19 protein-coding genes and 1 pseudogene are annotated in these 24,481 nt (G+C 58.0%); 14 read left to right on the top strand and 6 right to left on the bottom strand.

The window, feature by feature from the left end; all coding sequences use genetic code 11:
- The first annotated feature begins 5 nt into the window (after positions 1 to 5).
- From ACMWKA_RS14565 to gbpA, 9 genes and pseudogenes are all read left to right on the top strand, one after another.
- Entirely contained in the window at positions 6 to 917 is a 912-nt protein-coding gene (locus tag ACMWKA_RS14565) for a carbamate kinase (protein WP_013095370.1), read from the top strand.
- A 92-nt stretch (positions 918 to 1,009) separates the two neighbouring features.
- Positions 1,010 to 2,014, top strand: coding sequence for an ornithine carbamoyltransferase (gene argF, locus ACMWKA_RS14560; RefSeq protein ID WP_013095369.1), 1,005 nt, complete (start codon positions 1,010 to 1,012; stop codon positions 2,012 to 2,014).
- A gap of 47 nt (positions 2,015 to 2,061) precedes the next feature.
- Entirely contained in the window at positions 2,062 to 3,465 is a 1,404-nt protein-coding gene (locus tag ACMWKA_RS14555) for a YfcC family protein (protein WP_029883481.1), read from the top strand.
- A gap of 75 nt (positions 3,466 to 3,540) precedes the next feature.
- Positions 3,541 to 4,020, top strand: coding sequence for an arginine repressor (locus ACMWKA_RS14550; RefSeq protein WP_013095367.1), 480 nt, complete (start codon positions 3,541 to 3,543; stop codon positions 4,018 to 4,020).
- Positions 4,021 to 4,120: 100 nt separating this feature from the next.
- On the top strand, positions 4,121 to 4,225 hold the full coding sequence (locus ACMWKA_RS14545; protein ID WP_022646880.1) for a pyrBI operon leader peptide: 105 nt from the start codon (positions 4,121 to 4,123) through the stop codon (positions 4,223 to 4,225).
- A 34-nt stretch (positions 4,226 to 4,259) separates the two neighbouring features.
- Positions 4,260 to 5,192 (top strand): aspartate carbamoyltransferase, encoded by a 933-nt coding sequence (gene pyrB / locus ACMWKA_RS14540; RefSeq protein ID WP_014830458.1) that lies wholly within the window; start codon positions 4,260 to 4,262, stop codon positions 5,190 to 5,192.
- Positions 5,193 to 5,204: 12 nt separating this feature from the next.
- Positions 5,205 to 5,666, top strand: coding sequence for an aspartate carbamoyltransferase regulatory subunit (pyrI, locus tag ACMWKA_RS14535; protein ID WP_013095364.1), 462 nt, complete (start codon positions 5,205 to 5,207; stop codon positions 5,664 to 5,666).
- Between the two features lie 74 nt (positions 5,667 to 5,740).
- Positions 5,741 to 6,127: a 2-iminobutanoate/2-iminopropanoate deaminase gene (ridA, locus tag ACMWKA_RS14530; RefSeq protein WP_006810315.1), complete on the top strand. Its 387-nt coding sequence runs from the start codon at positions 5,741 to 5,743 to the stop codon at positions 6,125 to 6,127.
- A 131-nt stretch (positions 6,128 to 6,258) separates the two neighbouring features.
- Positions 6,259 to 7,712, top strand: a pseudogene (gene gbpA, locus ACMWKA_RS14525) (N-acetylglucosamine-binding protein GbpA).
- A gap of 96 nt (positions 7,713 to 7,808) precedes the next feature.
- Here gbpA and ACMWKA_RS14520 read toward each other — a convergent pair.
- On the bottom strand, positions 7,809 to 10,193 hold the full coding sequence (locus ACMWKA_RS14520; protein WP_414760363.1) for a beta-N-acetylhexosaminidase: 2,385 nt from the start codon (positions 10,191 to 10,193) through the stop codon (positions 7,809 to 7,811).
- Between the two features lie 210 nt (positions 10,194 to 10,403).
- Positions 10,404 to 13,112 carry a magnesium-translocating P-type ATPase gene (gene mgtA, locus ACMWKA_RS14515; protein ID WP_038985657.1) on the bottom strand — a complete coding sequence of 903 codons (2,709 nt, stop codon included), beginning with the start codon at positions 13,110 to 13,112 and terminating at the stop codon, positions 10,404 to 10,406.
- Between the two features lie 391 nt (positions 13,113 to 13,503).
- Between mgtA and treR the strand changes: the two genes are divergently transcribed.
- From treR to nrdG, 5 genes are all read left to right on the top strand, one after another.
- Positions 13,504 to 14,451, top strand: a complete 948-nt coding sequence (treR, locus tag ACMWKA_RS14510; protein ID WP_048971362.1) for a trehalose operon repressor TreR — start codon at positions 13,504 to 13,506, stop codon at positions 14,449 to 14,451.
- 127 nt (positions 14,452 to 14,578) lie between these two features.
- Positions 14,579 to 15,997 carry a PTS trehalose transporter subunit IIBC gene (gene treB / locus ACMWKA_RS14505; protein WP_038420863.1) on the top strand — a complete coding sequence of 473 codons (1,419 nt, stop codon included), beginning with the start codon at positions 14,579 to 14,581 and terminating at the stop codon, positions 15,995 to 15,997.
- A 51-nt stretch (positions 15,998 to 16,048) separates the two neighbouring features.
- Entirely contained in the window at positions 16,049 to 17,692 is a 1,644-nt protein-coding gene (gene treC / locus ACMWKA_RS14500; RefSeq protein WP_414760362.1) for an alpha,alpha-phosphotrehalase, read from the top strand.
- Between the two features lie 373 nt (positions 17,693 to 18,065).
- On the top strand, positions 18,066 to 20,204 hold the full coding sequence (gene nrdD, locus ACMWKA_RS14495) for an anaerobic ribonucleoside-triphosphate reductase (protein ID WP_058660602.1): 2,139 nt from the start codon (positions 18,066 to 18,068) through the stop codon (positions 20,202 to 20,204).
- A 136-nt stretch (positions 20,205 to 20,340) separates the two neighbouring features.
- Positions 20,341 to 20,805: an anaerobic ribonucleoside-triphosphate reductase-activating protein gene (nrdG, locus tag ACMWKA_RS14490; RefSeq protein ID WP_048971364.1), complete on the top strand. Its 465-nt coding sequence runs from the start codon at positions 20,341 to 20,343 to the stop codon at positions 20,803 to 20,805.
- A 3-nt stretch (positions 20,806 to 20,808) separates the two neighbouring features.
- Here the strand turns inward: nrdG and ACMWKA_RS14485 are convergent, their stop codons facing one another.
- The 4 genes from ACMWKA_RS14485 to ACMWKA_RS14470 form a co-directional block, all read right to left on the bottom strand.
- A complete protein-coding gene (locus tag ACMWKA_RS14485; RefSeq protein WP_227440654.1) occupies positions 20,809 to 21,042 on the bottom strand; it encodes a type II toxin-antitoxin system RelE family toxin in 234 nt (77 codons plus the stop codon).
- A gap of 40 nt (positions 21,043 to 21,082) precedes the next feature.
- Entirely contained in the window at positions 21,083 to 21,325 is a 243-nt protein-coding gene (locus ACMWKA_RS14480) for a type II toxin-antitoxin system RelB/DinJ family antitoxin (RefSeq protein WP_008501400.1), read from the bottom strand.
- Between the two features lie 77 nt (positions 21,326 to 21,402).
- Entirely contained in the window at positions 21,403 to 23,313 is a 1,911-nt protein-coding gene (locus tag ACMWKA_RS14475) for a BglG family transcription antiterminator (RefSeq protein WP_048971365.1), read from the bottom strand.
- A gap of 19 nt (positions 23,314 to 23,332) precedes the next feature.
- The gene (locus ACMWKA_RS14470) at positions 23,333 to 24,469 is read right to left on the bottom strand and encodes a lactonase family protein (protein ID WP_048971367.1); all 1,137 of its coding nucleotides are present in this window, start codon (positions 24,467 to 24,469) and stop codon (positions 23,333 to 23,335) included.
- Between the last annotated feature and the right edge of the window lie 12 nt (positions 24,470 to 24,481).

Here is a 24,481-nt window from a genome sequence, read left to right as displayed (position 1 = left end):
CCACTATGGAACGAAAACCCACTCTGGTTGTGGCCCTGGGCGGCAACGCATTGCTCAAACGCGGCGAACCGCTAGAAGCCGAGATCCAGCGTAAAAACATCGATCTCGCGGCCCGTACCATCGCCGGGCTGACGGAGCAGTGGCGCGTGGTGCTGGTGCACGGCAACGGGCCGCAGGTCGGGCTGCTGGCGTTGCAGAACAGCGCCTACGACAAAGTCGCCCCCTACCCGCTGGACGTTCTCGGCGCCGAAAGCCAGGGGATGATCGGCTACATGCTCCAGCAGGCGCTGAAAAACAGCCTGCCCCAGCGCGAGGTGAGCGTGCTGCTCACCCAGGTGGAGGTGGACGCCGCCGACCCGGCCTTCAGCAACCCGACCAAGTACATCGGCCCGGTCTACAGCGAAGCCCAGGCAAAAACGCTGCAGGCAGAGAAAGGCTGGGTGTTCAAGGCCGACGGCAGCTACTTCCGCCGCGTGGTGCCCTCTCCGCAGCCGAAACGCATCGTTGAGAGCGATGCCATCGCGGCGCTGATCCAGCGCGACCACCTGGTGATCTGCAACGGCGGTGGCGGCGTGCCGGTGGTGGAAAACGCCAACGGCTATCACGGCATCGAGGCGGTGATCGACAAAGACCTCTCCGCCGCCCTGCTGGCGCGCCAGATTGAGGCGGATGCCCTGCTGATCCTCACCGATGCCGACGCGGTGTACCTCGACTGGGGCAAACCAACCCAGCGTCCGCTGGCACAGGTGACGCCGGAACTGCTCAAGGGCATGGCGTTCGACGCCGGCTCGATGGGACCGAAAGTGGCCGCCTGCCGCGAGTTTGTTGAGGCCTGCAACGGGATTGCCGGGATCGGCGCGCTGGCCGACGGCGCGGAGATCCTCGCGGGCGAGAAAGGCACGTTGATTCGTAACTGAATAACTTCCCCCTCACCCGACTCTCCCTCTCCCCGTGGGAGAGGGCCGGGGTGAGGGCACCAGACAGCAAAATTTTAAAAAGGATTTCCCACATGACCATCAACCTGAAAAACCGCAACTTCCTCAAACTGCTGGACTATACCCCGGCGGAGATCCAGTACCTGATCGACCTCGCCATCGAACTGAAGGCCGCCAAAAAAGCCGGACGTGAGAAGCAAACCCTGGTCGGGAAAAACATCGCCCTGATTTTTGAAAAAACCTCCACCCGTACCCGCTGCGCCTTTGAAGTGGGCGCATTTGACCAGGGCGCGCAGGTCACCTACCTCGGCCCAAGCGGCTCACAGATTGGTCATAAAGAGTCGATGAAAGACACCGCCCGCGTGCTGGGCCGCATGTATGACGGCATCGAGTATCGCGGCTACGGCCAGGCCATCGTTGAAGAGCTGGGCGAGTACGCGGGTGTGCCGGTATGGAACGGCCTGACTGACGAGTTCCACCCCACTCAAATCCTCGCCGATCTGATGACCATGCTGGAGCACTCGCCGGGCAAAACCCTGCCGGAGCTGAGCTTTGCCTATCTGGGCGACGCGCGCAACAACATGGGCAACTCGCTGATGGTCGGTGCGGCCAAGATGGGGATGGATATCCGCCTGGTGGCACCAAAGTCCTTCTGGCCGGAAGCGGGGCTGGTTGAGCAGTGCCGCGCCATCGCCAAAGAAACGGGCGCACGCATCACCCTTACCGACGACGTAGAAGAAGGTGTGCAGGGAGCCGATTTCCTCTACACCGACGTGTGGGTCTCCATGGGAGAGCCGAAGGAAGCCTGGGCCGAGCGCGTCAGCCTGATGAAGCCGTATCAAATCAATGCGCAGGTGATGAAGGCCACCGGCAACCCGAACGTCAAGTTTATGCACTGCCTGCCGGCGTTTCACAACGAACACACCAAAGTGGGCCGCGAAATTGAGATGGCCTACGGCCTGAAAGGGCTGGAGGTGACGGAAGAGGTCTTTGAATCACCAAACTCTATTGTCTTCGACGAAGCAGAAAACCGTATGCACACCATAAAAGCCGTCATGGTGGCGACACTCGGCGACTAATCACCGCCCGGCGCGCCACGGGGTGCGCCGGGGTTCAGGAGAACATCATGGGCAAGTTTAAGTTTCCCTCCGCTTACACCATTCTCTTTTTTCTGATTGCCGTCGTGGCCGTGCTGACGTGGATTATTCCGGCCGGACAGTACCATATGGCAATGAACGAGGCGCTCGGCAAGGACGTGCCGGTTGCCGGGACCTACGCGCACGTGGCGGCCCACCCGCAGGGGCTGGTTTCCGTACTGATGGCTCCCATTGCCGGGCTGTACGATCCGGAGTCCGGCCAGGCCGGGGCGATCGACGTAGCGCTGTTTATTCTGATCATCGGGGGATTTCTCGGGATCGTCACCAAAACCGGGGCGATCGACGCCGGGATCGAGCGCGTCACCACGCGATTACGCGGGCGTGAAGAGTGGATGATCCCGATCCTGATGGCGCTGTTCGCCGCAGGCGGCACCATCTACGGCATGGCCGAAGAGTCACTGCCGTTCTACACCCTGCTGGTGCCGGTGATGCTGGCCGCCCGTTTTGATCCGGTTGTTGCGGCCTCCACCGTGTTGCTCGGCGCGGGGATCGGCACGCTCGGCTCTACCATCAACCCCTTCGCCACGGTGATCGCCGCCAACGCCGCCGGGATCCCCTTCACCAACGGGATCGCCCTGCGCGTGGCGCTGCTGGTCATCGGCTGGATCATCTGCGTGGCATGGGTAATGCGTTACGCCCGTAAGGTGCGCCAGGATCCGTCTCTTTCCATCGTTGCAGACAAACAGGAAGAGAACCGCGCCCATTTCCTCGGTAACAAGGACGCACAGACGCTGGAATTTACCCCGGTACGCAAAATCATCCTGGTCATTTTCGCCCTCGCCTTCGCGGTGATGATTTACGGCGTGGCGGTGCTGGGCTGGTGGATGGCGGAGATCTCGGCGGTGTTTCTCGCCAGCGCCATTATCGTGGGGCTTATCGCCCGCATGAGCGAAGAGGAGCTGACCTCAACGTTTATCAACGGCGCACGAGATTTGCTGGGCGTCGCGCTGATTATCGGCATCGCCCGCGGTATCGTAGTCATCATGGATAAGGGCATGATTACCCACACCATTTTGCACAGCGCGGAAGGGCTGGTCAGCGGGTTATCCACGGTGGCGTTTATCAACGTGATGTACTGGCTGGAAGTGGTGCTGTCGTTTCTTGTGCCTTCTTCATCCGGCCTGGCCGTTCTGACGATGCCGATCATGGCACCGCTTGCCGATTTCGCTAACGTCAACCGCGACCTGGTAGTCACGGCTTACCAGTCAGCCTCCGGTATCGTTAACCTGGTGACGCCCACCTCCGCGGTGGTTATGGGCGGGCTGGCTATCGCCCGCGTGCCCTATGTGCGCTACCTGAAATGGGTGGCGCCGCTGCTGGGGATACTCACGGTGGTGATCATGGTGGCGTTAAGCCTGGGGGCAGTATTGTGATGTTTTGACGTTGTAGGCCCGGTAAGCGTAGCGCCACCGGGCGTTTTGTTTCAGCCACTTACATGGGAAATAGTTATGACGGAATATGGTGATTACTCTCCAAAAGAACAGCTACAGCTGACGGTCTGTCAGCGCCTGATCGCAGAAAAAAGCTATCTCTCCCAGGAAGAGATTCGCCGCGATTTGCAGGAGCGTGGTTTTGAGACCATCAGCCAGTCCACCGTTTCACGTCTGCTCAAGTTGCTTGGTGTCATAAAAATTCGAAATGCCAAAGGGCTAAAGATTTATTCGTTGAATCCTCTTCTGCGCCCTGCCCCCGACGCCGCGCGTACCGTTTCCGAAATGGTGGTCAGCGTGGAGCATAATAGCGAATTTATCCTTATTCATACCGTGGCCGGATATGGCCGCGCGGTGGCGCGCATTCTGGATTATCACCAGTTACCGGAAATTTTAGGCGTGGTTGCCGGAAGCAGTATTGTCTGGGTCGCCCCCCGGGTGGTGAAACGTACCGCGCTGGTGCATAAGCAAATTAATTATTTACTCAGAACGCATTAATATTCATAAAGAACCGTTTGCATTGAGTAAAGCGTGCATTAAATTGCTTGATCCGGACATCGGGGTGCGTATAATGCCCGACAATTTGCCGGGAGGAAGCATGGTCAAGCGTGTTCGACATAACGTCTTACCGCGTCTGAAATCAGACGCTGGCCTGCCGTTTTTCTTCCCGTTGCTAAACCTATTCCCAGAGCCCCTCATTTGAGGGGCTTTTTTTTGCCCGGCGTCAGGAGATAAACATGAATCCGCTTTATCAAAAACACATCATTTCCATAAACGACCTCAGCCGCGAAGAGCTGGAACTGGTTCTGGAAACCGCGGCAAAACTGAAGGCCAATCCGCAACCGGAGCTGCTGAAGCACAAGGTGATTGCGAGCTGCTTCTTTGAAGCCTCGACCCGCACGCGCCTCTCCTTTGAAACCTCCATGCACCGCCTGGGCGCGAGCGTGGTGGGCTTCTCAGACAGCAGTAACACGTCGCTGGGTAAAAAAGGCGAAACCCTGGCGGATACCATTTCAGTGATCAGCACCTACGTTGACGCGATTGTAATGCGTCACCCGCAGGAGGGCGCGGCCCGTCTGGCGACCGAGTTCTCCGGCGGTATTCCGGTGCTGAACGCCGGTGACGGTGCCAACCAGCACCCGACGCAAACCCTGCTGGATCTGTTCACCATTCAGGAGACCCAGGGCCGTCTGGAAAACCTGAACATCGCCATGGTAGGTGACCTGAAATATGGCCGCACGGTTCACTCCCTGACCCAGGCGCTGGCGAAATTCAACGGCAACCGCTTCTTCTTCATCGCCCCGGACGCGCTGGCGATGCCACAGTACATTCTCGACATGCTGGATGAAAAAGGCATTCCGTGGAGCCTGCACGCCAGCATCGAAGAGGTGATGGGCAACGTGGATATTCTGTATATGACCCGCGTGCAGAAAGAGCGTCTGGATCCGTCCGAGTACGCCAACGTGAAGGCGCAGTTTGTGCTGCGCGCCAGCGACCTCGAGGGCGCGCGCGACAACATGAAGGTGCTGCACCCGCTGCCACGCATCGATGAGATCACCACAGACGTAGATAAAACGCCGCACGCCTGGTACTTCCAGCAGGCCGGAAACGGCATCTTCGCCCGCCAGGCGTTACTGGCACTGGTTCTGAATCGCGAATTGGCTCTGTAAGGGGAAACGACAATGACACACGATAACAAACTCCAGGTTGAAGCCATCAAACGTGGCACCGTGATTGACCACATCCCTGCGCAGGTCGGCTTTAAGCTGCTGACGCTGTTTAAACTGACCGAAACCGACCAGCGCATCACCATCGGCCTGAATCTGCCGTCAGGCGAAATGGGCCGCAAGGACCTGATCAAGATCGAGAATACTTTCCTGACCGACGAGCAGGTTAACCAGCTGTCGCTGTACGCGCCGGACGCCACCGTTAACCGCATCGACAATTACGACGTGGTGGGCAAATCACGCCCAAGCCTGCCGGAGCGGATTGAGAGCGTGCTGGTTTGCCCGAACAGCAACTGCATCAGCCACGCGGAGCCGGTCTCCTCCAGCTTCGCAGTGAAAAAACGCGCCGATGACATCGCACTCAAATGCAAATACTGCGAAAAAGAGTTTTCTCATTATGTGGTGCTGGCCAACTAATTGAGGTTGGTAAAGGATCCCGGCCTCCCTATAATGGCCGGGACTCTTAAATCAGCTGTTATTCTGGAGAAATCATGACCAAAGTACTCGCGACGGAAAATGCACCAGCGGCTATCGGCCCATACGTTCAGGGCGTTGATCTGGGTAGCATGATTATTACCTCTGGCCAGATCCCGGTGAACCCGAAGACCGGTGAAGTGCCAGCCGACGTAGCGGCGCAGGCGCGTCAGTCGCTGGAAAACGTGCAGGCGATTGTGGAATCCGCAGGCCTGAAAGTAGGCGACATCGTGAAAACCACCGTTTTCGTGAAAGATCTGAACGATTTCGCCACCGTTAACGCTACTTATGAAGCATTCTTTACTGAGCATAACGCCTCTTTCCCGGCGCGCTCCTGCGTGGAAGTGGCTCGTCTGCCAAAAGACGTGAAAATTGAAATCGAAGCGATTGCCGTACGTCGCTGATTGATAGCAGCAGAGAATGGGCGGCTTCGGCTGTCCATTTTTTTTGGTTATTTTTCCTCTCACCACAGCATGACCTTCCCCACCCGCCATTAATAACATCACCCTGCGTATTTATTATTAATGGACTAACAATGAAATTATCAAAGATTGCCCTTGCGATGGCGACCCTGACCGTTGCCTCATCCGCTTTAGCGCACGGATATATTGAGTCTCCTGCCAGCCGCGCTTATATGTGCAAGCTCGGTCAAAACATTGACTGTGGCTCCGTTCAGTATGAACCGCAGAGCGTGGAGAAAACCTCCGGCTTCCCGGGCGGTGCGATGCCTCCAGACGGCCAGCTTGCCAGCGCGGGGATTGCGAATTACTCCCAGTTGGATAAACAGAGCCTGAACGCGTGGACGAAAAGCCCCATAACCGCCGGCCCGCATGAGTTTGTCTGGTATCACACCGCGCCGCACAAAACCACCAACTGGCGTTACTACATCACCAAACAAAACTGGGATCCGAATAAACCCCTGACCCGCGATCAGTTTGAATTAACCCCGTTCTGTACCGTGAATGGAAATGGCCAGGCCCCGCGATGCGCAAAGCCATGACCTGTAATGTACCTGCGCGAACGGGTTACCAGGTGATTTATGGCGTCTGGGAAATAGCGGATACCTCAAACAGTTTCTACCAGGCCATTGACGTTGATTTTGGTAACGGCGGCAATGTTACCCCGGATGACGGTGCCAGCATCGAATCAGAGTGGAGCAAGGTCCTCAGCGGCCAGATTGCAGGAAATAACCTGAACGTCGGCGATAAGGTCATTGCCCGCTTCTTCGATGCGCACGGTGAAGTAACCTCCCTGCGTACAGAAATAACGATCGCCACGGCCGCGCAGGGGGATGCTAACCAGTGGTCGTACGATCTGGCGCAGAAAATTAATACCGCGCACCAGGACATTCGCGTCGGCGTGAAGGATGAGGGCGGCGAGATTAGCCCGGTCCATGGCGCGAACAGCGTATTCGTCAAAGAGGGCAGCGCCCTGCAGTCCGTTGCGATTTCGTACGAAGAGCAGAAGGCAGAGGTCAATGAAACCATCGCCGTCAGCAATTTGCACTACAGCAAAATCGAGAACGGCAATGCGACCGTCACCTTCCATGTGAATACCCACGGTAACGTCGATTTCGAAGCCCACGTCATGAACCATCACGGGGCGGAAAAAGGGTACCTGAAGCAGGAGATGAATAACGTGAATCAGGACGTCACCCTGACGCTGATCGGCGTTGAGGCGGGTCACCACATGCTGAAGTACTACGCCACCAATAAAGACGGCACGCTGTTTGCGCAGGATGTGCTGAACCTGATGCTGGAAGAGGAAGCCGCGGCGGACAACAGCACCGGTCAGCATGATTACATCTTCCCGGATAACATCGCGTCGTACAAAGCAGGCACCGTGGTGCTGCAGCCAAAAGACGGTAAGACCTACCAGTGTAAGCCTTTCCCGTACAGCGGCTACTGCGTGCAGTGGAGCAAGTATGCGACCCAGTTTGAGCCGGGCACCGGTTCACACTGGAAAGAGGCGTGGGTGCTTAAGCACTAGTCCCCTCCCCCTAACCCTCTCCCCAAAGGGGAGAGGGAACCGATCGAGCCCCTCGCCCCTTTGGGGAGAGGGGTTGGGGTGAGGGGTAAAGGTTGTCTACTGATTCCGCGTCGCGCGCAGCAGCGTCTCCAGCGGGTACACCGCCGCAATCACCACTTCGTCCTGAACCTTCGCCGCGTTATCCAGCTCGCTCTGAATTGAGGCGATCTCTTTATCGTCCAGCGTGCCCTGACGCGCTACCAGATCGGTGAGCCTCAGGCCAATCGAGGCCAGCTTATCCACCTCCTGAATCACCGGCTTGATCGCCTTCAGCTGATAGCTGTTTTCACTCAGTGCCAGCGCGTCGCTGGTATTGCTCTGCCAGCGGTTAAACACATGGCGCAGCGCGTCGGCACTTTCGGTATCCTCGGCGTCGCTCACCAGACGGTCGGCCCATTTGTTCATCTGGCGCACGGTGGCGCTTTCAGCGTTCAGCGCATCCGCGAAGCGGTTGAGCGGCTCAAACTGATGGTAGTTTCCGGCCTGAAATTTGAGATGCTGACGAGTGTAATACTGCGCAGGCTCCACCGCCTGGGCGAGGATTTGCAGCGGCAGCGTATCGGCATTCCCGGCAAGGCGCGTGAACTGCACCTGCTGCTGGGTGTGCTGCTGCAGCCCGACCGAGACCGTCGACCAGCTGTCCATCGCCTGCAGGCGGGTGTACATGTTGTCGACATCGGTAACATCCTGCGCGGACCATAACCGCTCCGCCACCGCAAAGGTACGCGGCCACAGACGGATATCCAGCACCGGCGCCACCACGTTTTCCGCCCACAGCGCGGCTTCTCCGCCAAGCAGATTAACCTGATGCGCGATATCCGGCACCACCGGCGGAGTGCCTTTAGGGACCTCATCCAGACGCGTGCCGCTGATCGGGTAGCGGACATTCCCCACCAGGAAATAACCCGTGAGCTTATCGTTATCAACCGACACCACCGGGCGCGTTTCGCCCATCCAGGTATCAACGGTAAACGTCACCTGATTGTCATCGCGCCACGCAATGTTGTCCACCGCGCGGCGGGACTTGCCGGCAAAATCAATAAATCCGCGCCAGCCGGACTCCCCTTTCACCAGCGTAAAGCTGCCTTCGACCGGCTTGCCTTTCAGACGCGGCATGGAGAAGGCCCAGCTCTGGGCGCTGTCGGTGTCGGCAATCACGTCCACGCCGTTTAAGGCCTGCGGCACGATCTCATTGCGGTAGTGGTAAGCGGTGGACTGCGGCTGATCGAGATAGAAGCCCGTCGAGAGGATCCCTTTGTAGCCGTTCTGCGCCACCTGTCCCAGCGCATCCTGCCCCTGCCAGGACTGGATCAGAATGCTTTTGGGCAGATCGGGATGGTAGATCTCATCCCAGCCCACCATCTGCCGGTGGTGTTTTTCAAGGATCGTTTCCAGCTTGCGGTTGAAATACGCCTGCAGCGCGTGGCTGTCCGCCAGCTTGTGGCCGCGCATAAACTGCTGAATGGCCGGATTCGCTTTCCACTGGCTGTCGTCCACCTCATCGCCACCGATGTGCAGATAAGGATCGGGGAAGATCGCCGCCAGTTCGCTGACCATCGCGTCAGCAAACGCGTAAGTGGCCTCTTTGGTCGGATCCAGCACCGGCTTTAAGACTCCCCAGTGGCGCTCCATTTCGTACGGCCCCGGCGCGCTCATCAGCGCCGGGTAGGCCACGGCAATGGCCGAGGCGTGGCCTGGCATATCGATCTCCGGCACCACGCGGACACCGCGCTCGGCAGCATAGCGGACAATCTCGCGCATCTGCTCTGGCGTGTAGAACAGCCCGTCGCTGGCAAGCTGGGTCAGCTTAGGATAGCGCTTTGAGCTGAAACGCCAGCCCTGATCGTCGGTTAAATGCCAGTGCAGCACGTTGAGTTTTGCCGCGGCCATACCGTCGATCTGGCGTTTGATATCCGCCAGCGGGATAAAGTGGCGCGCCGAGTCCAGCAGCAGCCCGCGCCACTGGAAGCGCGGGGAATCTTCAATGGTCACCCACGGTACAGAGGTGTTTTCCGCGCCGTTTTGCACCAGCTGGAGCAGCGTTTCTATGGCACGCAGCGCGCCGAAGCGGGTGTTGGCGGAGATATCCACCCCGTTGGCATCCACCGTCAGCTTATAGCTTTCGTCGCTGTCCGGCAGCGGCTGCGGCTTCACTTTTTTGGCAATGGCAATGCGGATGGTCGGTTTTTCGGGTTTGTCGGCCTGCGGCTGCAGCGTCCAGCCGGTTTGCAGGGCAATGCGCTGGCGCAGGCGGTTAACGGCGTCACCGAGATCGTCTCCGCTGACGCTTACGGAGAGTTGATTATTGAGCACCAGCGCGCCCTGAGTGGTCGGGCGTTCAACCTTCGCAGGCCAGGGCATCAGGGGAAGATCGCCTGCCGGGGCGGCAAACGCTGACGCGCCGAGCAGCAGCCCGGCGGTTAAGAGGCTGTACCGTAACATGAATGTTCCTTATCTGACGGGCCAAATACAGGCAAAACATTCTGGTAACATGCGCTCAATTTGTCGTCAAGCGAATGCGCCGACGGAGATCACAGGTTGTTGAATTTGAGAGGAAAGCCAGTCCCCTCACCCCGGCCCTCTCCCCAAAGGGGAGAGGGTGTAATCATCCCCTCTCCCTTCCAGGGAGAGGGTTAGGGTGAGGGTATGTTTTTACTGCCACCCATACCGACGCGCGTAAAACCCTTTCACCATCTGCGTCAGCACCATATAGCCCGCGAGGATCGCCACCAGCCACGGGAAGTAGCTCAGCGGTAAGGCCTGCAGCTGCAGGTAGCTGGCCAACGGTGAGAACGGCAGCGCAATGCCGAGCGCCATCACAATCCCCGTCATCACAATCAGCGGCCAGGCGGCACGGCTCTGGATGAACGGAATACGACGTGTGCGGATCATATGCACAATCAGCGTTTGCGACAGCAGCCCCACCACGAACCAGCCGGACTGGAACAGGGTCTGATGTTCCGGTGTATTGGCGTGGAACACAAACCACATCAGGCAGAAGGTCAGGATGTCAAAGATGGAGCTGATCGGGCCAAAGAAGAGCATAAAACGCCCCAGATCCGCTGGGTTCCAGCGCTGCGGCTTCTGGATCTGCTCGTCGTCGACGTTATCAAACGGGATCGCCACCTGAGAGACATCGTACATCAGGTTCTGGATCAGCAGATGCAGCGGCAGCATCGGCAGGAACGGCAGAAACGCGCTCGCTACCAGCACGCTGAAGACGTTACCGAAGTTGGAGCTGGCGGTCATTTTGATGTATTTCAGCATGTTGGCAAAAGTCCGACGCCCTTCGATCACGCCCTCTTCCAGCACCATCAGGCTCTTTTCCAGCAGGATGATGTCTGCCGCTTCGCGGGCGATGTCCACCGCCCCGTCCACGGAGATACCGATATCCGCCGCACGCAGCGCGGGCGCATCGTTGATACCATCGCCCATAAAGCCCACCACGTGCCCTTCGCGACGCAGCAGGGTGACGATGCGCTCTTTATGCATCGGCGTCAGGCGGGCAAATAGCGTGGTGTGTCGGGCAAGCTGAGCCAGCTCGTCGTCACTGAGGTGTTCGATATCGCTGCCTACCACCACGTCACCCGCGTCCAGCCCCACTTCGTGGCACACTTTGGCGGCCACCAGCTCGCTGTCGCCGGTAAGGATTTTCACGGTGATCCCGCTGGCCTTCAGCGCTTTCAGCGCCGGAGCGGTGGTCTCTTTCGGCGGATCGAGGAATGCGATATAACCCTCGAGGATCAGATCGGATTCGTCGATACGCTGATAGTCCCCCTCGCGCGCAGGCAGGAATTTGCTCGCCACCGCCACCACCCGCAGCCCCTGACGGTTCAGGTTATCCGTGACGCGTTTGATGCGGCGCAGCATGGTGTCGTCCAGCGGCACGATGTCGCCGTTGTAGCGCACCTGGGTGGAAACATTGAGGATCTCCTGCAACGCGCCTTTGCAGATCAGCTGGTGCACATCCGGCTGCTCGCTGACCACCACCGACATCCGGCGGCGCTCAAAATCGAACGGGATCTCATCCACCTTCTGCCAGCGGCCAGAGAGTGAGCGGGCAGACTCTTCATCCACCCCTTCCAGCACCGCAACATCGAGCAGATTTTTCAGCCCGGTCTGGTAGTGGCTGTTCAGCCAGGCGCTGTGCAGCACGCGTTCGCTGGTTTTACCGGCGATATCGGTGTGGTTCTCCAGCACGATTTTATCCTGCGTCAGCGTGCCGGTTTTGTCGGTGCAGAGAATGTCCATCGCGCCAAAGTTCTGAATGGCGTCGAGGTGTTTGACGATCACCTTCTGTTTTGACAGCTTCACCGCCCCGCGCGCCAGGGTGGAGGTGACAATCATCGGCAGCATTTCCGGCGTTAAGCCAACCGCCACGGAGAGCGCAAACAGCGCGGCTTCCCACCAGTCGCCTTTGGTGTAGCCGTTGATCAGCAGCACAATCGGCGTCATCACCATCATAAAGCGGATCAGCAGCATGCTGACGCGGCCAATCCCTTTCTGGAACGCGTTCGGCTCGCTCTCCTGCTCTGTCACACGTCCGGCAAGCTGGCCAAACCAGGTATTGCCGCCGGTGGCGGTAACAATCGCCTGCGCCGTGCCGCTGACCACCGTGGTGCCCATAAAGCACAGGGTGTCGCACTCAAGCGGGTTCATCTGCTGCGGATCGCGGCTCCGCGCCACCTTTTCCACCGGCAGGGACTCCCCGGTGAGCGAGGCCTGGGCCACGAACAGATCGCGCGCCTGGATGATGCGTAAATCCGCCGGGATCATATCCCCGGCGGCGAGCTTCACCAGATCGCCCGGCACCAGCTGGTCGATGGGCAGTTCGACCCAGGCGTTTTCACCCAGATCGTTAATGACTCGCGACACGGTCGCGGTGTTGCTGACCATCGCCTTCAGGGCATCCGCCGCTTTGGTGGAGCGCGCTTCCTGGATAAAGTTCAGCAGCGTGGAGATCCCCACCATCAGGGCGATAACGCCTGCGGCAAACAGATCTTCAGTGGCATAAGAGATAATGCCCAGCACCGTCAGCAGCAGATTGAAGGGGTTGCGGTAGCAGATCCACAGATGCACCCACCACGGCGCCGGTTTTTGCGCCGGAATAAGGTTATCGCCATGCACGGCCCGGATTTTTTGCACTTCAGCCGCATTCAGCCCTTCCGGGTGTCCGTTAAAGGCGCGCCAGACTTCGTTCTCATCCATCGCCGCCACGTTAAGGCAACGCTCGGTCAGGCTGGCGGGAATAGTGGCGCCGGAGAAATTTTTGCCGTTTGGCAGCGGATCGCGCTGAACCAGACGGTGTGGCAGGTGGCGGCTCAACAGCGCCTGCAGCTGCCGGGTGATATTTTTAAACATAGTCATTCCCCCGCATCCGCCAGGGCGGACGCAGTCATTCCTGCAGGCGTGGCAAAGCCGTACCTGACAGGCACTTAAATTTTCAAGCAGGAACGTTCAGAACGTTGCTGCCTCACATCACCGGTGAGACAGCACAAGGCTGGCTTACCGGAAAGAAGGGGTTCTCCTGGTCAGGAGAGGTGTGGGATCGGGATCCATGTCGCCTCCGGTAAGTAAAAATAAGGGGTACGCCGCGCAGTATAAGGATTTAACCGTACCCTAAGCGGCGCGTCGGGCGGTATTATACCCACCCTCAAATAAACCGAACGTAAACCAGACTTTGCCCATAGCGAATTAGCGCTATAGCATTAGGCTCATTTGACACCGTTATCGTTGTTACAGGGAATACAGCATGCAAAACCGCCTTACGATTAAAGACATTGCGCGTTTAAGCGGCGTGGGGAAATCCACCGTGTCGCGCGTGCTGAACAACGAGAGCGGTGTCAGCGAACGCACGCGCGAGCGCGTCGAGGCGGTGATGAATCAGCACGGATTTTCACCTTCCCGTTCCGCACGCGCCATGCGCGGACAGAGCGATAAAGTGGTCGCCATTATTGTCTCGCGTCTGGATTCCCTCTCTGAAAACCTCGCCGTACAGACCATGCTGCCCGCCTTCTATGAGCAGGGTTACGATCCAATCATGATGGAGAGCCAGTTCTCGCCACAGCTGGTGGAAGAGCATCTGGGGATGCTGGCGCGACGCAACATCGACGGGGTGGTCCTGTTTGGCTTTACCGGCATTAAAGAGGAGATGCTCAAACCCTGGCAACCCTCGCTGGTCTTGCTGGCACGCGATGCCCACGGATTTGCCTCCGTCTGCTATGACGATGAAGGGGCGATTATTACCCTGATGCAGCGCCTGTACGATAAAGGCCATCGCCATATCAGCTATCTTGGCGTACCGCACGCGGACGTCACCACCGGCAAACGCCGTCACGAAGCCTATCTGGCGTTTTGCAAAAAGCACAACCTCTCTGCCGTGGCCTCCCTGCCCGGGCTTGGCATGAAGCAGGGCTATGAACAAGTCGCCAGCGTGCTGACCCCGCAGACCACCGCGCTGGTGTGCGCGACCGACACCCTGGCGCTGGGTGCGAGCAAATATTTACAGGAACAGCGCATCGACGAGCTGCAGGTTGCCAGCGTAGGCAGTACCCCGCTGATGAAGTTCCTGCACCCGGAGATCATCACCGTCGATCCGGGCTACGCCGAGTCCGGCCGTCAGGCGGCCGCACAGCTTATTGAGCAGATCAACGGGCGCGCAGAACCCCGCCAAATCGTCATTCCAGTCCATCTTTCATAACCCCCATAAATCGGTTTATTGTGATCTTCGCCCGATTTCGGGAACGTTCCCATTTTCGCCGTCCCGCTGAAGGAGTAGGCTTGCGCTCAGGTCATTACACCCCTCCCATCTGTCATGAGGTTTCATGATGAGTAAAGTCAAACAAGCAGATATCGATCAGCTGATCGTCCTGGTGGGCGGTCGCGAAAACATCGCGACGGTCAGCCATTGTATTACCCGCCTGCGCTTCGTGCTGAACGATCCGGCCAAAGCCAATCCGAAAGCGATTGAAGCGCTTTCGATGGTGAAAGGCTGCTTCACCAACGCCGGGCAGTTCCAGGTGGTTATTGGTACCGAAGTGGGCGATTACTATCAGGCTCTGCTCGCCACTACCGGGCACAACGCGGCAGATAAAGAGCAGGCCAAAAAGGCCGCGCGCCAGAATATGAAATGGCACGAGCAGCTTATCTCCCACTTCGCAGAGATCTTCTTCCCGCTGCTGCCAGCGCTGATCAGCGGGGGCTTAATTTTAGGCTTCCGTAACGTCATCGGTGATGTGCCGATGAGCGACGGCAAAACCCTGGCGCAGATGTACCCGGCGCTGAAAACCATTTACGACTTCCTGTGGCTGATTGGCGAAGCGATCTTCTTCTATCTGCCGGTGGGGATTTGCTGGTCCGCCGTGCGTAAAATGGGCGGTACCCCGATTCTGGGTATCGTGCTCGGCGTAACGCTGGTCTCTCCGCAGTTAATGAACGCTTACTTACTTGGTCAGCAGGCGCCGGAAGTGTGGAACTTTGGCCTGTTCACCATCGCCAAAGTGGGTTATCAGGCGCAGGTTATCCCTGCATTGCTGGCGGGTCTGGCGCTGGGCTTTATTGAAACGCGCCTGAAACGCATCGTGCCAGATTACCTCTATCTGGTGGTGGTGCCGGTCTGCTCGCTGATCCTGGCGGTGTTCCTGGCGCACGCCTTTATCGGTCCGTTTGGCCGCATGATCGGCGACGGTGTGGCCTTTGCCGTCCGTCACCTGATGACCGGCAGCTTCGCGCCGATTGGTGCCGCGCTGTTCGGCTTCCTGTACGCCCCGCTGGTGATCACCGGCGTACACCAGACCACGCTGGCGATTGATATGCAGATGATCCAGAGCCTTGGCGGCACGCCGGTCTGGCCGATTATCGCGCTGTCTAACATCGCTCAGGCATCTGCCGTAACGGGCATTATTCTGGTCAGCCGTAAGCATAACGAGCGTGAAATTTCCGTTCCGGCCGCCATCTCCGCGTATCTCGGCGTCACCGAACCGGCGATGTACGGTATCAACCTGAAATACCGATTCCCGATGCTCTGCGCCATGATCGGCTCGGGTCTGGCGGGTCTGGTGTGTGGTCTCAACGGCGTGATGGCAAACGGCATCGGCGTTGGTGGCCTGCCGGGTATTCTCTCCATTCAGCCCGCCTTCTGGCAGGTGTTTGCCCTGGCGATGGCCATTGCGATCATTGTCCCTATGGCGCTCACCACCGTGGTTTACCAGCGTAAGTTCCGTCAGGGCGCGCTGCAGATTGTTTAACTTCATCTTTCGGGGCGCAGTTGCGCCCCTTCGCATTTGCAGGAACGCATTATGAATACCCTTCCTCACTGGTGGCAGAACGGAGTCATCTATCAGATTTACCCAAAAAGTTTTCAGGACACGACCGGCAGCGGCACCGGCGATTTGCGCGGCGTGACGCAGCGGCTGGACTACCTGAAAACCCTCGGTATTGACGCCATCTGGCTGACGCCGTTTTACATCTCCCCGCAGGTGGATAACGGCTACGACGTGGCGAATTACACCGCCATCGACCCGGCGTACGGCACGCTGGATGACTTTGACGAGCTGGTCGCCCGGGCGCATGAACGCGGCATTCGCATCGTGCTGGATATGGTGTTTAACCACACGTCAACCCAGCACGCCTGGTTCCGTGAATCACTGAATAAAGCCAGCCCGTACCGCCAGTTTTATATCTGGCGCGACGGCACGCCGGAGCAGCTTCCCAACAACTGGCGCTCCAAATTCGGCGGCAACGCCTGGCGCTGGCACGCCGAGAGCGAGCAGTATTATCTGCACCTCTTCGCCCCGGAGCAGGCGGATCTCAACTGGGAGAATCCGGCCGTGCGTGCTGAACTGAAAAAGGTGTGCGAGTTCTGGGCCGATCGCGGCGTGGACGGCCTGCGTCTGGATGTGATTAACCTGATTTCGAAAGATCAGGCTTTCCCGAATGACGATATTGGCGACGGTCGCCGCTTCTACACTGACGGGCCGCGCATTCATGAATATCTCCAGGAGATGAGCCGCGACGTCTTTACGCCGCGTAATCTGATGACGGTGGGCGAGATGTCCTCCACCTCGCTGGAGAACTGCCAGCAGTATGCGTCTCTCGACGGGCGCGAGCTGTCGATGACCTTTAACTTCCATCATCTGAAGGTGGATTACCCCGGCGGCGAAAAATGGACGCTGGCAAAACCGGATTTCGTGGCGCTGAAAACCCTCTTCAACCACTGGCAGCAGGGGATGCATAACAAAGCGTGGAACGCGCTGTTCTGGTGTAACCACGATCAGCCGCGCATTGTGTCGCGCTTTGGCGATGAAGGCGAATACCGCGTACCGGCGGCGAAGATGCTGGGCATGGTGCTGCACGGGATGCAGGGCACGCCGTATATCTATCAGGGTGAAGAGCTTGGCATGACCAACCCGCACTTCAGCCGCATCACCGATTACCGCGATGTGGAAAGCCTGAACATGTTCGCCGAACTGCGGGCTAACGGCCGCGATCCGAACGAACTCCTGGCGATTCTGGCGAGTAAGTCGCGCGATAACGGGCGCACGCCGATGCAGTGGGATGCCTCGCACAATGCGGGCTTTACCGAAGGTGAGCCGTGGATTGGCGTCTGCGACAACTACGAGACGGTCAACGCCCGCGCGGCGCTGGACGATCCCGATTCGGTGTTTTATACCTACCAGTCGCTGATTCGCCTGCGCAAAACCCTGCCGGTGCTGACGTGGGGCGATTATCAGGATCTGCAGCCGGAACATCCGTTCCTGTGGTGTTATCGCCGCCAGTGGCAGGGGAAAACCCTGGTGGTGGTGGCTAACCTCAGCCATCAGTCTCATGAATGGGAATCAGGCGTTCTCAGTGGTGAGTGGCAGGCCGTCATGAGTAATTACCCGGCCCCACATACCGCCACGCTACGTCCGTTTGAAGCCGTCTGGTGGCTACAGGCGTAATCTCCCGCCGGGCGTAACAGCAGCGCCCGGCTTACTTTACTGTTTTTGTTGAATAATTAATCAGATTTTTCCTTTGCGGATTTACATTCGCTCCAGCGCCCGCCGTTTGTACTCTCGTCTTTTTACTTTGTTCTGAATCAAAAAAATCGCAAACATGTTTGATGCAAATCACTATATGTAGCACTTAAAATGCTGGCCGACCCAACATCTTGTATTTATCGTCTACTATTCCAACAACAATACGGCGACTCCGCTCTCCGGGATTGTGGATAACAAGGGTCGGGAACGCGGGAAGTCATTGGGCTGGCTGATAATCCACCCGGTGCATACTTCCCCACCTCTGTGGATAACCTGTTTTTAAAATGGAGTGATCATGACACCGCATGTGATGAAACGTGATGGCTGTAAAGTGCCGTTTAAATCAGAGCGCATTCAGGAAGCCATTCTGCGTGCAGCTAAAGCAGCGGGAGTCGATGACGCAGATTACTGCGCCACCGTCGCAGACGTCGTTAGCCGCCAGATGAACGAACGCAGCCAGGTGGATATCAGCGAGATCCAGACTGCGGTTGAGAACCAGCTGATGTCTGGTCCTTACAAGCAGTTAGCGCGCGCATACATTGAGTACCGCCACGACCGCGACGTCCAGCGTGAGAAGCGCGGTCGTCTGAATCAGGAAATCCGGGGTCTGGTCGAGCAGACCAACTCCGCCCTGCTCAATGAAAACGCCAATAAAGACAGCAAGGTGATCCCGACCCAGCGCGACCTGCTGGCCGGCATCGTGGCTAAACACTACGCCCGTCAGCATCTGTTGCCGCGCGACGTGGTATCGGCGCACGAGCGCGGTGAGATCCACTACCACGATCTCGACTACTCGCCGTTCTTCCCGATGTTTAACTGCATGCTGATCGACCTCAAAGGCATGCTGACCCACGGTTTTAAAATGGGTAACGCCGAGATTGAGCCGCCGAAGTCTATCTCCACGGCGACGGCCGTCACGGCGCAGATTATCGCCCAGGTCGCGAGCCACATTTACGGCGGCACCACCATTAACCGCATTGATGAAGTGCTGGCCCCGTTTGTCACCGCCAGCTTTAAGAAGCACCGTAAAACAGCGGAAGAGTGGCAGATCCCCGATGCCGACGGCTACGCCCATTCCCGCACCGAGAAAGAGTGCTATGACGCGTTCCAGTCGCTGGAGTACGAGGTGAACACGCTGCATACCGCGAATGGTCAGACGCCGTTTGTCACGTTCGGCTTTGGTCTGGGAACCAGCTGGGAATCGCGTCTGATTCAGCAGTCCATTCTGCGTAACCGTATCTCCGGTCTTGGCAAAAACCGCAAAACGGCGGTGTTCCCGAAACTGGTGTTCGCCATCCGCGACGGTCTGAACCATAAGTTTGGTGACCCGAACTACGACATTAAACAGCTGGCGCTGGAGTGCGCGAGCAAGCGCATGTATCCGGACATTCTGAACTACGACCAGGTGGTGAAAGTCACCGGTTCGTTTAAAACCCCGATGGGCTGTCGCAGCTTCCTCGGCGTGTATGAGGACGAAAATGGTGAGCAGGTGCATGACGGCCGCAACAACCTGGGCGTGATCAGCCTGAACCTGCCGCGCATCGCGCTGGAAGCCAAAGGTAATGAAGACGTCTTCTGGGCGCTGCTGGATGAGCGTTTACAGCTGGCACGTAAAGCGCTGATGACCCGCATCGCCCGTCTGGAAGGGGTCAAGGCACGCGTGGCACCGATCCTCTATATGGAAGGGGCCTGCGGCGTGCGTCTGAAAGCGGACGACGACGTGTCTGAGATCTTCAAAAACGGTCGTGCGTCGATCTCGCTGGGCTATATAGGCATTCACGAAACCATCAACGCCCTGTTTGGCAACACGCATATGTATGACAGCGACGCGCTGCGCGAGAAAGGCATCGCCATTGTTCAGCGCCTGCGCGATGCCGTTGACCAGTGGAAAGAAGAGACCGGCTACGGCTTTAGCCTGTACAGCACGCCGAGCGAAAACCTGTGTGACCGTTTCTGCCGCCTGGACACCGCCGAGTTCGGCATTGTGGAAGGGGTGACTGATAAAGGTTACTACACCAACAGCTTCCACCTGGACGTGGAGAAAAAGGTTAACCCGTACGACAAAATTGACTTTGAAGCGGCCTATCCCCCTATCGCCAGCGGCGGCTTTATCTGCTACGGCGAATACCCGAACATCCAGCACAACCTTAAAGCGCTGGAAGACGTGTGGGATTACAGCTATCAGCACGTGCCGTATTACGGCACCAACACGCCTATCGACGAGTGCTACGAGTGCGGCTTTACCGGCGAGTTTGAGTGTACCAGTAAAGGCTTTACCTGCCCGAAATGCGGCAACCACGATGCGGCCCGCGTATCGGTGACCCGCCGCGTGTGCGGCTATCTTGGCAGCCCGGATGCGCGTCCGTTCAACGCCGGTAAGCAGGAAGAGGTGAAACGCCGCGTGAAGCATTTAGGGAATGGGCAGATCGGGTAAGTTCCGTGTTCTCCCCCTCACCCTAGCCCTCTCCCTCAAGGGAGAGGGAACCGATCGAGCACATTGCTAAGCCTGACTCCGGTTTTCTCCCTCTCCCCGTGGGAGAGGGCCGGGGTGAGGGCATCAGGTTAACGCTATGAACTATCACCAGTACTACCCCGTCGACATCGTTAACGGCCCCGGCACCCGCTGCACTCTTTTTGTCTCAGGCTGCGTGCACGAATGCCTTGGCTGCTACAACAAAAGCACCTGGCGGCTCAATTCCGGCATGCCGTTTACCGCCGAGATGGAAGAGCGGATCATTAACGACCTCAACGACACCCGCATCAAACGCCAGGGGATTTCGCTCTCCGGCGGCGATCCGCTGCATCCGCAAAACGTGCCGGAGATCCTGAAGCTGGTGAAACGCATTCGCCGCGAGTGCGCAGGAAAAGATATCTGGGTCTGGACGGGCTATAAGCTGGACGAGCTGAACGCGCAGCAAAGGGAAGTGGTGGATCTGATTAACGTGCTGGTCGACGGCAAATTTGTACAGGATTTAAAAGACCCGGCGCTTATCTGGCGCGGCAGCAGTAACCAGGTTGTGCATCATTTGCGCTGAACGCTATAGCCGTTTGTTAGCATCGTGATACACGGCTGATTTCTCTCTTTTCCCAATAGCGATGACAACTACCGTTACCACGTTGTCCTGAACCTGATAGACCAAACGGTAACCCTGGGATCTGAGTTTTATTTTGTAGCAATCAGGCAGGGTATGCAGACGGGCCGATTCGATCCGGGGGTTTACCAACACCCCGGCAAGTTTCTTCCTGAACTGCTTTTTTACAGTCTCCCCCAGCTTGCTCCACTCTTTTTACGCCCTCGGGTCAAATTCCAGTTCATAAGTCATCCAGACTAACCTTAATTCCCTTTTGCGGATTAGCCAGTCGTTCCCGGACTGTCTGTATCAGCGCATCTTCGCTGTCGCTAATCGTGACCGTTTTCACCGGCATGCGTCCCGTCTCGGCGACATACTGAAAAAGGAGTCGCACGGCTTCTGTTGGGGTGATATTGAGTTTTTCCAGCACGGCATAAGCCTCGTTTTTGAGTTTGTCATCCAGACGGACGTTAAGCGTAGCCATTATGCCTCCAGGAGAATCGAATGTGTAATGCAGTTTAGCATTACATTCGCATTACATCGAATTCTGGATAACGCCTCTCAAAACCGGCTCAAACTCTCCATCGCCACCGCCTTAAACTCGGCAAAATCTCCGCAGTTACAGAGCCGTGACATCGCACGTTCGCGCAGGAAGGTAACGAAAATATCGTAGATCGCCATCGCCTCTTCGTATTCGCTTTTGCTGATGGCGAGCAGGAAGATAACGTGGGCGGTTTCGTCGCCCCACTGGACGCCGTGCGGGGCGAGTACGGTGTAGACCACCGTTTTCTGTGCCAGCAGGCCAAGGGAGTGCGGCAGCGCGATGCCGTCGCCGAGCATGGTGCTGACGATGGCTTCACGTTCAACGACCGAGTCGAGGAACTCAGCCCCCACAAAGCCCTCCTCTTCAAGCTGGACGCAGAGTTCGCGGAACAGCGTTTGCTGGTCCACAGGGGCGTTGAGAATACGGAAATGCGCAGCGTCGAAGTATTTGTCCAGCATCCACGGACGGGTTCTGTCCACCAGCACCAGCTTGCCGATCTGCTCCAGCTGGTAGTCCGTCGGGAACGGGGCGATCATCACCACCGGCTTAGACTTTTCACTGACGCGGGCAGTTGAGATCACAAAGTCTTCGTTAATGGATTCCGTCTGCTCGTACTCGCGAAGCGTAAGCGTGCGTGTGACCTCAATCTGCGGGTATTTGCGCTGCAGCACCGCCTCAATCATACGCACCATGGCATTACCGGCATCGCACACCAGCAGCACGCGCGGCTGGCGCTGGTAGCCAATGTTATAGTGGCGCTCCAGCCCGACGCCAATATGCAGCACCAGGAAGCCAATCTCGTTTTCGCTGATCACATATGGCGTGTATTTGCCCCAGCTTGAGACTGCCGCCAGCGTCATATCCCACGCCATTGGATAGTGCTGCTTGATGTTATCCAGCAGCGGATTCGGGATCATGATTTGATACCGCACGCGGGTGATCATGGTTTTGATATGGGTAAGCAGATCCGCATGCAGCTGCTCGTCGCTGAGCAGGTTGTAGTTATAGTGGGTGTTGATATAGCGCAGGATGTAGTTGACCAGCGCTTCGTCGTCATCCGCATTGATGGCACTCGGCGCGATATCCTGGATCTGCCGCGCGGCGATATGCACGCACAGCCAGCTCTCTTCCGAAGGGGAAAGCGCTTTGCCCGCCAGTTGCTGGATGGTCACCGCGATATCTTTCGCCGCGTCACGCACGTTCTCTTCCACATCTTCGGCGTGGAATTCCGGCAGCGGGTACCCCTCGCTGATGCGGCGAACCGACACCGCGCAGTAGAGTCGCAGGAACAGCTCGCCTTCGTCGGTCAGGCGGATGTGATGCCGCGTCAGCGCCTCGTGCAGTACGGGCACCATCTGCTCTGCTACTCCGGCATTGAGCGCCACGTCGGTCACCAGCGGGTTCAGGCTGTCCTGCTGGGCCAGTTCCCAGAGCAGATCGGTCAGACAGGCGCGGGTCGCCATCTCACTGCCAAACAGCTTCATGCCATGGCGTGGACGCGTTTCCAGCGTCAGGTTGTAGCGGTGGAACCACTCCCGCACCTCCACCATGTCGCTCTGCAGCGTGGCGCGGCTGACGAACCACTCATCGGCCAGGTCTTCCAGCTTGAGTGAAAACGCCGAGGTGAGAAAACGCACCACCAGATAATGCACGCGCTCCGGCCCGGTACGGGGAATGCGCAGCGCGCGCGGATGGGAAGCCTGTAGCTGCTGATAACGTACCGCATCGTCAATTTTGAGCTGGTAGCCATTGCCGCGGCTGAGAATAAACTGCGCGCCGTGGCTTGCCAGCAGCGCGTTCAGGGCGGAAATATCCGCCCGGACGGTTCGCGTGGAGACCGACAGCCGCTGCGCCAACTCGTCCTGCGGCAGCGTCTCGTTTTGCAACAGATCGAAAAGTTGCGCTAAACGTTGGTTCGGAAATCGCACGTCGTTGTCCTCTTACTGCTCAGGGTGAAATGACCATCTGGGATGGGCTGCCGACCGGGGTATAGTCTGACTCAAAGCTTAGCTTGCCGTCCTGACCGACGCGGAAACGGGTAATGTTGTCGCTGCGCTGGTTCATGACGTACAGCCAGCGCCCCTGTTTATCGAGCGTCAGGGTGCGCGGGTAGTCGCCACGCGTCCAGACATCGTCCTGATGCGTCAGCGTGCCCTCCGCTGTTACGGTAAAGTGCCCGATGCTGTTATGCAAACGGTTAGCCACGTACAGCTGTTTACCATCTGCACTCAGCGCCAGTCCGGCCGCAAAACTGGTGCCTTTGTAACCTTCTGGCAACGCGGAGAGCGTTTTGCCCTCTTTCAGCCTGCCGTTGCTGTCCAGCGTATAATGGGTGAGCGTAGACGCCTCTTCGTTAATCAGCCACAGCGCATCCCCCTTCGGCGTAAAGACAAAGTGCCGCGGCCCGGCCCCTTTTGAGGAGGCGCTGATAAACGGCGGATCGTTCGGCGTCAGCTTGCCGGTTCGATCGTCAAAGCGGTACTGATAGATACGATCCAACCCCAGATCGGTGGAAAACACATATTTCCCGCTCGGATCGGCGGCGATCATGTGCGCATGGGGGCCATTATGATCGCTGATAGCAAAACTGCCTTCTGCCGCCGCCTCCGGTTTCGCAGCGCCTGGCTCACCCTGATCCTGGTGCCGATCCGTGGCGTCACCCAGGCTGCCATCGGCTTTGATCGGCAGCACTGCAATCGATCCGCTTACGTAGTTTGCTACCAGCAGATGCTGACCGTTTGGCGTGAGCGAAAGATAGACCGGCCCCGCACCGCCGGAGGAGACCTGATTCAGCTCGCTCAGCTCGCCGTTAGCGCCCACGCGCAGCGCCTGTACCATGCCCTGCTCCACTTCGCTTGCCAGATACAGCGTTTTGCCATCGTGCGAGACGGCCAGCTGCGCGGCGTTCGGCAACTGACTCACCAGCGTTTTATTACCGAGCGCGCCGCTTTGCGGGTCAATGGTAAAGCGGTACAGCCCTTCCCCGTTGGGGTTATAGGTGCCCACCCAGGCGTACTGCGGCTGGGCGATAGCGGCGTTAGCCAGTAAAGAGAGTGAAGCGACAAGCAGGGTACGGGTGTGCATGGTGGCTCCTTC

It is taken from the genome of Enterobacter sp. 03-F-07-AD-ECC (assembly GCF_047530935.1).
Classification (GTDB): Bacteria; Pseudomonadota; Gammaproteobacteria; order Enterobacterales; family Enterobacteriaceae; genus Enterobacter; species Enterobacter cloacae.
Note: the sequence above shows the minus strand (reverse complement) of the source record. Positions and strands in the feature narration are given on the sequence as shown.